General features: G+C 73.3%; 11 protein-coding genes. 5 read left to right on the top strand and 6 right to left on the bottom strand.

Features of this window, described 5'->3' with window-relative positions; translation table 11 throughout:
- Positions 1 to 44: 44 nt before the first annotated feature.
- Positions 45 to 1,256 (bottom strand): lytic transglycosylase domain-containing protein, encoded by a 1,212-nt coding sequence (locus ACXVGS_RS17795; protein WP_458529782.1) that lies wholly within the window; start codon positions 1,254 to 1,256, stop codon positions 45 to 47.
- Positions 1,257 to 1,508: 252 nt separating this feature from the next.
- Here ACXVGS_RS17795 and ACXVGS_RS17790 point away from each other — a divergent pair, with 252 nt between their 5' ends.
- Positions 1,509 to 2,465 carry a DUF3048 domain-containing protein gene (locus ACXVGS_RS17790; protein WP_458537280.1) on the top strand — a complete coding sequence of 319 codons (957 nt, stop codon included), beginning with the start codon at positions 1,509 to 1,511 and terminating at the stop codon, positions 2,463 to 2,465.
- Between the two features lie 89 nt (positions 2,466 to 2,554).
- On the opposite strand, the gene serC is transcribed toward ACXVGS_RS17790, so the two are convergent.
- Both serC and ACXVGS_RS17780 read right to left on the bottom strand, forming a co-directional pair.
- A complete protein-coding gene (gene serC, locus ACXVGS_RS17785) occupies positions 2,555 to 3,682 on the bottom strand; it encodes a phosphoserine transaminase (protein WP_458537279.1) in 1,128 nt (375 codons plus the stop codon).
- A 119-nt stretch (positions 3,683 to 3,801) separates the two neighbouring features.
- Positions 3,802 to 4,923: a citrate synthase 2 gene (locus ACXVGS_RS17780; RefSeq protein ID WP_458532618.1), complete on the bottom strand. Its 1,122-nt coding sequence runs from the start codon at positions 4,921 to 4,923 to the stop codon at positions 3,802 to 3,804.
- A 131-nt stretch (positions 4,924 to 5,054) separates the two neighbouring features.
- Here ACXVGS_RS17780 and ACXVGS_RS17775 point away from each other — a divergent pair, with 131 nt between their 5' ends.
- The 4 genes from ACXVGS_RS17775 to eda all read left to right on the top strand — a co-directional run bounded on the left by ACXVGS_RS17775 (position 5,055) and on the right by eda (position 9,094).
- Complete coding sequence (locus ACXVGS_RS17775) at positions 5,055 to 5,708, top strand: pentapeptide repeat-containing protein (protein WP_458529778.1); 654 nt, start codon at positions 5,055 to 5,057, stop codon at positions 5,706 to 5,708.
- Positions 5,709 to 5,718: 10 nt separating this feature from the next.
- Positions 5,719 to 6,399, top strand: a complete 681-nt coding sequence (pdxH, locus tag ACXVGS_RS17770) for a pyridoxamine 5'-phosphate oxidase (protein ID WP_458529777.1) — start codon at positions 5,719 to 5,721, stop codon at positions 6,397 to 6,399.
- 155 nt (positions 6,400 to 6,554) lie between these two features.
- Positions 6,555 to 8,444 carry a phosphogluconate dehydratase gene (gene edd, locus ACXVGS_RS17765; protein WP_458537278.1) on the top strand — a complete coding sequence of 630 codons (1,890 nt, stop codon included), beginning with the start codon at positions 6,555 to 6,557 and terminating at the stop codon, positions 8,442 to 8,444.
- A complete protein-coding gene (gene eda / locus ACXVGS_RS17760; RefSeq protein WP_458529775.1) occupies positions 8,441 to 9,094 on the top strand; it encodes a bifunctional 4-hydroxy-2-oxoglutarate aldolase/2-dehydro-3-deoxy-phosphogluconate aldolase in 654 nt (217 codons plus the stop codon). Before edd ends, eda begins: the two co-directional genes overlap by 4 nt.
- 317 nt (positions 9,095 to 9,411) lie before the next feature.
- Here the strand turns inward: eda and ACXVGS_RS17755 are convergent, their stop codons facing one another.
- The 3 genes from ACXVGS_RS17755 to ACXVGS_RS17745 all read right to left on the bottom strand — a co-directional run.
- A complete protein-coding gene (locus ACXVGS_RS17755) occupies positions 9,412 to 10,080 on the bottom strand; it encodes a malonic semialdehyde reductase (RefSeq protein WP_458537277.1) in 669 nt (222 codons plus the stop codon).
- A gap of 82 nt (positions 10,081 to 10,162) precedes the next feature.
- Positions 10,163 to 10,888: a hypothetical protein gene (locus tag ACXVGS_RS17750; protein ID WP_458536137.1), complete on the bottom strand. Its 726-nt coding sequence runs from the start codon at positions 10,886 to 10,888 to the stop codon at positions 10,163 to 10,165.
- Between the two features lie 10 nt (positions 10,889 to 10,898).
- Positions 10,899 to 11,902 (bottom strand): cryptochrome/photolyase family protein (locus ACXVGS_RS17745; protein ID WP_458537276.1); only part of this gene is annotated, 1,004 nt, incomplete at its 5' end.

The raw sequence follows: 11,902 nt of genomic DNA, 5'->3' as shown, positions 1-11,902 counted from the left end.
GCCACCTCCTGGGTGGCGCCGGCCCCGTCGTCGTGATGACCCGGTCAGACCGGGCTGCAGAGCGAGACGTCCAGCAGCGACGCGCAGCCGGACGCCGGTGCGCTGAGCGGCAGGTCGGACACGGTGGTCGGGAGGATGGAGGTCGGGCTGACCGCTGCGGTCGTCGGGCTGGGCGTACCGGACCCGGCGCCCAGGATCGGCGGCCACCCGCCACCCCCGCTGGAGGGCGAGGTGGACGGCGAGGACGGCGAGGAGGGCGTGTCGCTCGGGCTGGTGGTGCTCGAGCTCGGGGTGCCCGGCTTCCGGGTCTTGCTCGTCGTGGAGTCCGAGGACGAAGGGTGGCTCTTGCCGACCGTCGGGATGTGCGGCTTCTTCGAGGGCTTCTGGCCCGGCTTCGGCGGGCCCTGCGGCTGGTCCACGAAGGCCGCGGGCAGGAACGAGGCCGGGAGCTCGTTGACGTCGCTGCGGTAGGCCTCGGCCAGCGCCTCGACGGTGCGCACGTAGGAGTCGGAGTTGTTGTAGCGCAGCAGCGAGCCGTAGAGGTCGCTCGACTGGCGCAGGTCGACCCGGCCGGAGCACAGGTAGGCGGCCGTGGTGGTGGCCGCGTCCTGGATGCTCTGGGGGTTCTTGAAGCCGTCGGCGTCGGCGTCGGTGCCGATCGCCCGCCACGTGCTGGGGATGAACTGCATCGGGCCGACCGCGCGGTCCCAGATGCCGTCCTGGTCGTAGAGACCGCTGTCGGTGTCCTTGACCCGCTCGGTGCCGTGCGTGCCGTCGAGCTCCATGCCGTAGATGCCCGGCGTCGCGATGCCCTGGTCGTTGAGGCTGCTGCCGCCGTAGCGGCCGTGGTCGCTCTCGACCTTGCCGATCGCGGCGAGCACCGGCCAGTCGAGGTGGCAGCTCGGGTCGGCCGTGCGCATCAGGTGCTCGGCCGAGCGGTAGGCCGACAGGGCCTGCGCCGGGACGCCGGACCGGTCGATGACCACGGCCTCGGAGCTGGTCGACTTCGTGCCGGGGCGGATGCCCAGGCCCTTGGCCACCCGGGACGGGGCGATGGGCGGGGAGCCGGCGTCCTCCATGATGAACTCGGGGACCTTGACCAGGGTGCCCGAGGCGTTGGCCGCCGACGCGCTGTCGGGGGCGTGCCCGAGCGCTGCGAGGGCGACTCCACCACCGATCAGGGCCACCGCGGGCGCCGCGGCCCAGATGCGCCGCCACGGGATCATGACCGTCCGTGCCTGTCCGTGCTTGCTCACGACTCGTCTCCTTGCTGGTTCAGCTCCCCACCCCCGGGGCTTGCGACAGGACCAACGAGGCGGTTCGGAGGAAGTCACGGTTGCCGCCACGCGGTTGAGATCCGTCACTTCCCCAGCCACCCGGCATACGCTGCAGGCGCCGTGGGACGCTGCGCAGAGGGGCCCGACATGTCATCACGAAACCCGTCCGGTCTGCACCTTTTGCCCAGGTTCTGGGCGGGGACCGTGGTGCTGGCGGTCACCATGGCCGGCGTGACGGGCTGCTCCAGCGGCAGCCCGCGCAAGGCCGCCGCGCCGAGCACCCCGCCGAGCTCCGCCACGACCACGGCCGGCGCGCCGGCGGTCAACCCGCTGACGGGCTTGGGTGCGCCCCCGTCCGGCCCCGTCATCGCGGTCAAGGTCGACGACACCGAGAACGGCCGGCCCTCGCGGGGGATCGACCAGGCCGACGTGATCTACCTCGAGCAGGCCGAGGGTGGGCTGAGCCGCATGCTCGCGGTCTTCTCCGGGCACCGGCCCCGGGTCGAGGCGGTGCGCAGCGTCCGCACCAGCGACCCCGAGCTGCTCGCGCAGTACGGCCGGGTCGTCCTCGTCTTCTCCGGGGGCGCCCGGCCGGTGCTCCCGATCATCGACCGATCCCCGCTGCGCACGGTGGTCAACGACCGGGGCGGCCCGGGCTTCAGCCGCGACCGGTCCCGTCCCGCGCCCTACAACCTCGTGGCCGACCTGGCCGTGGTGGCCAAGCGGGTCAAGGGAGACGGGGTGCGCGACGTGGGCTTCCGCTTCGCCTCCAGCGACCCGCGGCTGGCCTCGGCGCCGGCCGCCGCGCAGGTCCGCACGTCCGTCGGGGCGACCACCGTGACCTTCGTCTGGGACGCCGCGCGGCACCGCTACGTGCGCACCATCGGCGGGCGCAGGCTGACCACGGCCGGCGGGGTGGTGCTGGGCAAGCCCAACGTCCTGGTGCAGTTCTGCTCGATCGTGCCGGACCGCCGCGACATCGACGTCAACGGCAACCCCTCCCAGTACACCCACACCGTGGGCTCGGGCCGGGTCGTCCTGTTCCGTGACGGCAGGCGGATCGAGGGGCGGTGGGCCCGGCCCAGCGCCGGGGCGCCGACGACGTTCACCGACGCGACCGGCAAGCCGCTGGCCTTCGCGCCGGGTGGGCTGTGGGTGGCGCTCGTGGCCACCACCGCCAAGGTCTGATCCGGGCGCGGACCACCCCGCGAGATCGACGAGACCCACACCAACCCGTCGGTGGTGTGGGTCTCGTCGATCCCGGCGGGGGTGGGACCTCAGCCCAGCTGGGCCACCACGTGCTCGACGCAGGCGATCAGCGCCGAGACGTCCTCGGGGTCGACCGCGGGGAACATCGCGACCCGCAGCTGGTTGCGACCCAGCTTGCGGTAGGGCTCGACGTCGACCACGCCGTTGGCGCGCAGCACCTTGGCCACGGCTGCGGCGTCGACCTCGTCGGCGAAGTCGATGGTGCCCACGACCTGGGAGCGCGCGGCCGGGTCCGCGACGAACGGCGAGGTGTATGCCGTCCCCTCGGCCCAGGAGTACAGCCGCGAGGAGCTGTCGGCGGTGCGCTTGACCGCCCAGTCCAGGCCGCCGTTGCCGTTGATCCAGCGCACCTGCTCGGCGAGCAGGGCGAGGGTGCCGACGGCCGGGGTGTTGTAGGTCTGGTTCTTGCGTGAGTTGTCGATCGCCGTCGGCAGGCTGAAGAAGTCCGGCACCCAGCGGCCGGTGGCGGCGATCTCGTCGACCCGGGCCAGGGCGGCCGGGGAGAACGCGGCGAGCCAGAGCCCACCGTCGGCCGCGAAGCACTTCTGCGGGCCGAAGTAGTAGACGTCGCTCTGGGTGATGTCGAGCGGCAGGCCGCCGGCACCGGAGGTGGCGTCGACGAGCACGAGAGCGTCATCGTCGGCGCCCGCGACGCGCTGGACCGGCGCCATGACGCCCGTGGAGGTCTCGTTGTGCGGCCACGCGTAGACGTCGATCCCGGCCTCGGCGACGGGCGCGGCCAGGGTGCCGGGCTCGGCCTTGATGACGCTCGAGCTGCCCAGGAAGGGCGCCTTGTCGGTCACGGTCGCGAACTTGCTGGAGAACTCGCCGAACGCGAGGTGCTGGGCGCGCTCGCGCACCAGGCCGAACGCGGCGATGTCCCAGAACGCCGTGGAGCCACCGTTGCCGAGGATGATCTCGTAGCCCTCGGGCAGGGAGAACAGCTCGCGCAGGCCCTCGCGGACCTCCCCGACGAGGTTCTTCACCGGGGCCTGGCGGTGGGAGGTGCCCAGCACGGTGCGCCCGAGCGAGGCGAGGTAGTCGACCTGCTCGGGGCGGACCTTGCTCGGGCCGGAACCGAACCGGCCGTCCTGGGGCAGCAGCTCGGCGGGGATGGTGATGGCGGCGTCGGTCACGGGACGTCCTTCGGGTCAGAGGCGGTTTGCGGCAGTTCTGACGCCGTTGTCAGGTGCGACCCATTCAAGCAAACCGTCCAGCCCGTGGACGCGATGGTCCGCCGGGTGGGACGGAGGTCTCAGCCGGCGTGACCCGGGGCGACCTGCGCGTCCCAGCCGGCGACGTCCTCCGCGGGGCGCGGGCCGTCGCCCACGTAGCGCGCCGACGGCCGGATCAGGCGCCCGGTGCGCTTCTGCTCGAGCACGTGCGCCGACCAGCCGGCGGTGCGGGCGCAGGTGAACATCGGCGTGAACATCGACGCCGGCACCTGCGCGAAGTCCAGCAGCACCGCGGCCCAGAACTCCACGTTGGTGGCCAGCACCCGGTCAGGGCGGCGGGCGTGCAGCTCCTCCAGGGCGGCCTTCTCCAGCGCGGCGGCGACCTCGAAGCGTGGGGCGCCGAGCCGCTCGCACGTCGCGCGGAGCACACGCGCACGGGGGTCCTCCGCGCGGTACACGCGGTGCCCGAAGCCCATGAGCCGCTCGCCCTTGTCGAGCACGTCCTTGACGTAGGCGGTGGCGTCGCCGGAGGACTCCACGCCCTCGATCATGTGCAGCACCCGGGAGGGTGCGCCGCCGTGCAGCGGGCCGCTCATCGCCCCGACCGCGCCGGACAGGCAGGCGGCGACGTCGGCGCCGGTGGAGGCGATGACGCGGGAGGTGAAGGTGGAGGCGTTCATGCCGTGCTCGGCCGCGGAGACCCAGTAGGCGTCGACCGCCTCGACGTGGCGCGGGTCGGGCTCGCCGCGCCAGCGGATCATGAACCGCTCGACGATGGTCTGCGCCTTGTCCACCTCGCGCTGGGGGACCATCGGGCGGTCCTGCCCGCGGGCCGACTGCGCGATGAAGGACAGCGCCATCACCGAGGCGCGGGCGAGGTCGTCGCGGGCCTGCGCCGGGTCGATGTCGAGCAGCGGGCGGAAGCCCCACACGGGGGCGAGCTGGGCCAGTGCGCTCTGCACGTCGACGCGCACGTCACCGGTGTGCACCGGCAGGGGGAAGGGCTCCGCCGGTGGCAGGCCCGGGTTGAACTTGTTGTCGACCAGCAGCCCCCACACGTTGCCGAACGACACCTTGCCGACGAGGTCGTTGATGTCGACCCCCCGGTAGCGCAGCGCGCCACCCTCCTTGTCGGGCTCGGCGATCTCGGTCTCGAACGCGATGACACCCTCGAGTCCGGGCTTGAAGTCGCTGTCGGTCATCAAAGCACTCCGTCCCTGCACCCGACCGCGGTGTCGGGGGCGCCTGCCATTCTGCACCGTGTCCCGCGTCGAGCGAACGGTGCGGTCCGTGTGGAGGACACCGTTCGCCCTTCCCGCACAAGGAGTCCGCCATGGCACGAGCCCCCCGCCGCCTCGAGGTCGACCTTCCCGACCTCGAGCCCTTCGGCGACGCCGGCCTGGAGCAGGCAGGGGAGTACGACGCCCTCGAGCTGCGTGACCTCGACCTGTCCGGCCAGGACGGGCGCGACGCCCGGTTCCTCGAGTGCGGGGTCTACGCCTGCCGCCTGGACGAGACCCGGCTGCGCGGGGCCCGCTTCGCCGACTGCGTCCTCGCCGACCTGCAGGGCGTGGCGCCGGACCTGGCCGAGACCTCCTGGCTCGACGTCGTGGTCAGCGACCCGCGTCTGGCGGCGGTCCAGGCGTTCGGCGCCGACCTGCGCCGGGTCGCGGTGCGCGGGGGCAAGGTCGACTACCTCAACCTGCGCGGGGCGACCCTGCAGGACGTGCGGTTCGAGGGAGCCGTGCTGCGGGAGGTCGACTTCGCCGAGGCCACCCTGGTCGACGTCAGCTTCGACGGCTGCCAGCTGGTCGAGCCCGACTTCTCCCGCGCCCGCCTGGAGCGGGTCGATCTCAGTGGTGCCGACCTGCGGGCGCCCAGGGGCGTGACCAGCCTGGCCGGCGCGACGATCGCCCAGTCCCAGCTCTACGACCTCGCCCCCGCCTTCGCGGCCCAGCTCGGCCTCACCGTGCTCGAGGGTCGTTAGCCTTCGACCCATGACGCCTGCGGACCGCCACGACTACCTCGGTGAGGGACTGCTCGAGCAGCACCTCGCCGCCACACCGTGGCGGCAGGCCAGCGCCTGGCTGGAGGCTGCCCGGGAGCGGGCCGCCGCAGAGGGCGACGTGCCCGAGCCGACCGCGATGTCGGTGGCCACCGTCGACGCCGCCGGCCGCCCCGACGTGCGCACCGTCCTCATGCGCTTCTTCGACCCCAGTGGCCCGGGTTTCGTCACCAACCTGGAGTCGGCCAAGGGCCGGCAGCTCGCCGGCAACGCCGGCATCGCCGCCTCCCTCACCTGGCCGGCCATGTATCGCGCAGTCCGCTTCCGGGGCACGGCGCACCGGCTGCCCGAGGAGCAGGTCCGCGACTACTTCGGCCACCGCCCGTGGGGCTCCCGGGTCAGCGCGTGGGCGTCGCGGCAGTCGCAGGTGATCGAGGGCCGCGAGGGGCTGGAAGCCGCCTACGCGCGATACGCGGCGCAGTGGCCGGACCGCGGTGGGGTCGACGACGTGCCGGTGCCGCCGTTCTGGGGCGGCTACCGCATCACCTGTGACGAGGTGGAGTTCTGGGCCGGCCGGCGCGACCGCCTGCACGACCGGCTGGTCTTCGTCCGGGCCGGTGAGGGCGACCTCGACGACCCGTCCGCGTGGCGGGTGGAGCGCCGCCAGCCCTGAGGCTGCCGGTCCGGATCGCGGGACGTGGCGGGGCGTACTTGCCGGTAACCCCGACCCGTGCTCTAGCGTGAACGCCGTCACAAGCGTGACTGCGGGCGCCACCGTCGCCGTTCGCCGCCAGCCCTTCGGGGCCGCCGCGACCTGCGAGGAGAACCATGCCCAGCCGTCCCCACACCCCTGCCGTGCACCGCGTCGTCGCCGACGTCACCGAGCGGATCCGTGAGCGCAGCCGGCAGACCCGCCGTGACTACCTCTCGCGCATCCAGCACGCTGCCGCCGAGCGTGGCGGGCGCCTGACCCGCGCCGACCTCGGCTGCAGCAACCTGGCCCACGCGGTCGCCGCCTGCGGGGGCTCGGACCGTGCCGCCATGTCGGGGGAGAGCGCCGTCAGCCTCGGCATCGTCACGTCCTACAACGACATGCTCTCCGCGCATGCGCCGTTCGAGCACTACCCGCAGCAGATCAAGGACACCGCGCGCGGCCTCGGCGCGGTCGCCCGGGTCGCCGGTGGCGTGCCCGCGATGTGCGATGGCATCACGCAGGGCCGCGACGGCATGGAGCTGAGCCTGTTCAGCCGGGACGTCATCGCCATGTCGACGGCGATCGCGCTCTCCCACGACGTGTTCGATGGCGCCCTCATGCTCGGCGTGTGCGACAAGATCGTGCCCGGCCTCGTCGCCGGCGCCCTCGCCTTCGGCCACCTGCCGGTGGCGATGGTGGCCGCCGGCCCGATGAGCAGCGGCCTGCCGAACGCCGAGAAGGCCTCCGTCCGCCGGGCCCACGCCGCCGGCGAGGTCGGCCGCGAGGAGCTGCTCGCCGCCGAGACCGCGTCCTACCACTCGCCCGGCACGTGCACCTTCTACGGCACCGCCAACTCCAACCAGCTGCTCATGGACGTCATGGGCCTGCACCTGCCCGGCGCGGCGTTCGTCTCGCCGGACGACCCGCTGCGTGGGGCGCTCACCGCCGAGGCCACGCGCCGGGTCGCCGAGATCGCCGCCAGTGACCGGTCCTACGGCATCGGCCACGTCGTGGACGAGAAGGTCGTCGTCAACGGCGTCGTCGCCCTGCTCGCGACCGGGGGCTCGACGAACCACACGATGCACCTGGTCGCCATGGCCGCCGCGGCCGGTGTCCAGCTCACGTGGGAGGACTTCGACGACCTGTCGCGGGTCGTGCCGCTGTGCGCCCGGATGTACCCCAATGGCAGCGCGGACGTGAACCACTTCCACGCGGCCGGCGGCACCCCGTTCCTCGTCGGCACCCTGCTCGACGCCGGGCTGCTGCACGAGGACGTGCTGACCCTGGCCGGCCCGGGCCTGGACCGCTACCGCCGGATGCCGGCCCTCGAGGACGGCGCCCTCACCTGGCGCGAGCCGGCCGCGGCGAGCACCGACCTGGACGTGCTGCGCCCGGCCAGCGACCCGTTCGCCCCCGATGGCGGCCTGCGGGTGCTCAGCGGCAGCCTCGGCCACGCGGTCATCAAGGTCTCCGCCGTCGCCCCCGAGCGCCGGCTCATCGAGGCGCCGGTGCGCGTGTTCACCGACCAGGTCGGCTTCCTCACCGCGTTCTCCCGCCGCGAGCTGGACCGCGACGTCGTCGTGGTCATCCGCGACCAGGGCCCCTCGGCCAACGGCATGCCGGAGCTGCACGCGCTGACCCCGTCCCTGGGTGTCCTGCAGAAGCGCGGCTTCCAGGTCGCACTGGTCACCGACGGACGCATGTCCGGTGCCTCCGGGGCGATCCCGGCGGCGATCCACGTGACGCCGGAGGCGGTCCACGGCGGTCCCATCGCCCGGCTCCGCGACGGCGACGTGGTCCGGCTGGACGCCGACCGCGGCACCCTCGACGTCCTCGTCGCCGAGCAGGAGTGGGAGGGCCGGGAGCCGGTCACCACCGCGGGCGGCGAGACCTTCGGGACCGGGCGTGAGCTGTTCGCCGGCCTGCGCCACCTGGTCGGCCGCGCCGACCAGGGCGCCCACGTCTTCGGCGCGGTGGACACTGTCACCACGCCCGCCCACCACCTGCAGGAGAGCACTTCATGACGAGCGTCGCCGAGACCAACCACCCCCGGACCGCGGCCGAGCTGCTCGCCGTCAGCCCCGTCATACCCGTCGTCGTCGTGGACGACGTCGAGCAGGCGGTGCCGCTGGCCCAGGCGCTGCTGCGTGGCGGCGTGGGGATCATCGAGATCACCCTGCGCACCGCCGCCGGCCTGGCCGCGATCGAGCGCGTGGCCGCCGAGGTGCCCGGCATGGTCACCGGCGCGGGCACGGTCACCTCCCCGGCGCAGGTGCACGCCGTGCAGCGGGCCGGCGCGCAGTTCCTGGTCACTCCCGGGTCGCCCGCTGGCCTGCTGTCCGCCGCGCTCAACAGCGGTATGCCGCTGCTCGCCGGGGCGGCCACCCTCACCGAGATGATGACCCTGGCCGAGCACGACCTCGGCGCGATGAAGTTCTTCCCGGCGCAGGCCAGTGGTGGCGTGGAGTTCCTCAAGGCCGTCTCCGGCCCGCTGCCGCACCTGCGGTTCTGCCCCACCGGCGGCATCACGACGGCCAACGCGGCCGACTACCTCGCGCTGCCGAACGTCGGCTGTGTCGGCGGGTCGTGGCTGACCCCCAAGGACGCCGTGGCGGCTGGGGACTGGGGCCGGGTCGAGCAGCTGGCCCGGGAGGCGGCGGCGCTGCCGCGCTGACCCCCGCACACGACGGAGCCGGCCTGCGTGACGCAGGCCGGCTCCGCACATGGAACAGCCCGTGAGCTCCGGGCCTTGCGGTCCGGGCGCGATGGACGAGTCGCGCATCCTCACGGGCTGCGGTGACTGCTTGGGATTGCGGTCACCCTTGCCGTCCACGACTGGCACACCCGAGGGGGCCAGGGAACGGGCTGGGCTAGCGCTCAGCCACCTCACGCGTCCTGTGAATAATCACTAACGGACCACCTCCCTTCTCGTGTGCACACGACGGTAGGTCGGTGTCAGTCGGCGCGCAATGCCTTATCCGCCGCGTCGTCTCAGACGGTGGTGACGACCTCGTCGAAGTCCAGGCGGGGGCTGCGCGGGAACCAGGCGTCGGGGCCGGGCTTGCCGATGTTGACCACGGCGAGGGCGCGGTGCTCGCCGTCGGGGAAGAACTCGCGGGTCACGGCGTCGGCGTCGAAGCCGGTCATCGGGCCGGCAGCCAGGCCGGCTGCGCGGACGCCGAGGATGAAGTAGGCGATCTGCAGGGTGGCGTTGAGCTCGGCGGTACGCAGGCGCATCGCCTCGTTGCCCCCGAACATGTCCTTGGCGGCGGGGAAGTGCGGGAAGACCCTGGGCAGCTCCTCGTGGAACTCGTTGTCCGCGGCGAGGATGGCGACCAGCGGGGCGGCCTGCGTCTTGGGCTTGTTGCCGTCGGCCATGAGGTCGACGAGCCGCGCCCGGGCCTCGTCGCTGCGGACCAAGACGATGCGCAGCGGCTGGTTGTTCATGGACGTCGGGGCCCACTTGACCAGCTCGTAGATGGCGCGGACCTGCTCCTCGGACACCGGCTCGTCGGTGAACGTGTTGGCGGTGCGGGCCTCGCGGAACAGCAGGTCCTGAGCCTCGGTGGAGAGCTGGAGCTGGTCGGCGAACTCGGCCTCGAACTGCTCGAGGTCGTGCTGGGTCTCGGGGGAGGTCGTCATGGACAGTTGAACGGTCAACGACTTGAGGATATTTCCGCCGGGGTGTCCGTTTCCGTGTGGGCTGCGCCACGTGCCTCCCGACGGGAGTCCTGGGCCGCGCTCACGCGGGGCGCACGGCGGCGGGGTCGATGGCGATCCACACGGCCTCGGCCTGCGCGAGCAGGCGGCCGTCCGCGGCATACAGGGCGGTGCCGGAGAGGAACTTGCGGCCCTGCTCGCCACGAGGCCAGGCCATCACGACGCACTCCCCGCCCACGGCCGGCAGGTCGTGCACCTGCGCCGTCATCGTGCCCAGCACCATGGCGCGGCCGGCGATGCCCGAGGCCCATGCGCCGGGGCAGTCCAGTGCCGCCCAGACGATCTCCGGGGTCACCTCGGTCGGGCGCCAGGCGGCGGCGCGCAGCGTCTTGTGGCCGGGCAGTCGGCCGGTGTGCAGGCACAGGGCGTCGGCGGGGTCGCGGTCGGTGCCGCAGGTGAAGCACGCGGGGAAAGGGTGCTCGGCCAGCCCTTCGTATGACGGGCCGACCGCCTCCGCGTCGCCGAACGACACCGGCGTGGGTGTCCCGGCGGTGTCCAGCGGCTCGGCCGAGATGGCCTGGGCCACCAGGGTCTGGCCGTCCCACAGCTCCACCGTGCCGTCGTCGGCGCGGGTCACGTCCATCTCGGTGTCCAGCGGCGGGGGCGTGCGCAGCCGCACCGTGACGGCGCCGGCGCCCTGCCCCTCCTCGCCCTCGACGAGCTGGGCCAGGTGGCCGCTGACCCAGCCGCCGTTGCCGGACATCGGCGGGCCGCAGAACCGGGCGGGGACGACGAAGGACTCGCTCACGCCCGGCACGCTAGCCCCTGACGTCTTCGTAGCGGCGCAGGGCCTCCTCCCGGGCCTCGGCGTGGTCGAGGATGGGCTCGGGGTAGCCGTGGTCGTAGGCGCCGTCGACCTTCCACGGCTCGTGCACCGCACCGCCGCCGACGTGGGCCAGCTCGGGCACGTAGCGGCGCACGTAGTCGCCGTCGGGGTCGAACTTGCGGCCCTGCGTCACCGGGTTGAACACCCGGAAGTATGGCGAGGCGTCGGTGCCCGTGCCGGCCGCCCACTGCCAGCCGTGGGAGTTGGAGGCGATGTCGCCGTCGCGCAGGTGCGCCATGAAGTGACGGGCGCCGTGCGGCCACCACACGTGCAGGTCCTTGACCAGGAAGCTGGCCACGATCATCCGGACCCGGTTGTGCATCCACCCCTCGGCGAGCAGCTGGCGCATGCCCGCGTCGACCATGGGGTAGCCGGTGCGCCCCGCCTTCCACGCCTCGAACCCTTCGCCCGGCTCGTCGTAGGCCATGCCCTTCAGGGCCGGCTTGAGGTCGGCCCACGCCGAGTCGGGCCGGTGCCACAGCACGTCGGCGTAGAACTCGCGCCACGCCAGCTCGGTGACGAACGTCTGCGGCCCGGCCTTGCGGTGGTCGGGGTGGGCCGCGACGTCGGCGAGCAGCGTGCGCGGGTGGACCTCGCCGAACTTCAGGTGGGCGGACAACCCGGAGGTGCCGGCCAGGTCGGGGCGGTCGCGGGTGTCGGCGTAGTCGGCCAGGCCGTCCTCGAGGAACGCGTGCCAGCGCTCCAGGGCCGCCTCCTCGCCGACCGCGGGCAGGTCCGGCACCTCGCCGTCGAGCGCCGGCAGGTCCTGCGACTCCACCCGCCGCACCCACCGGGGCTGCCTGGGCACGGGTGCCGGCTGCGGCCAGCCGTGCGCGCGCCAGGCGCGCGAGAAGGGGGTGAACACCTGGTAGGGCGTGCCGCCGCCGGTCGTCAGCGTCCCCGGCCCCACCGCGTATGCCGTGCCGGTCGCCTCGA

It is taken from the genome of Oryzihumus sp. (genome assembly GCF_054325275.1).
The sequence above is the reverse complement of the archived record's forward strand: the minus strand, read 5'-3'. Positions and strand labels throughout refer to the sequence as shown.

Coding starts and splice junctions, on each gene's coding strand:
- ACXVGS_RS17780 (WP_458532618.1), bottom strand. CDS start 4,923: ATGACCGACAGCGACTTCAAGCCCGGACTCGAGGGTGTCATCGCGTTC.
- pdxH (WP_458529777.1), top strand. CDS start 5,719: ATGACGCCTGCGGACCGCCACGACTACCTCGGTGAGGGACTGCTCGAG.
- edd (WP_458537278.1), top strand. CDS start 6,555: ATGCCCAGCCGTCCCCACACCCCTGCCGTGCACCGCGTCGTCGCCGAC.
- ACXVGS_RS17775 (WP_458529778.1), top strand. CDS start 5,055: ATGGCACGAGCCCCCCGCCGCCTCGAGGTCGACCTTCCCGACCTCGAG.
- eda (WP_458529775.1), top strand. CDS start 8,441: ATGACGAGCGTCGCCGAGACCAACCACCCCCGGACCGCGGCCGAGCTG.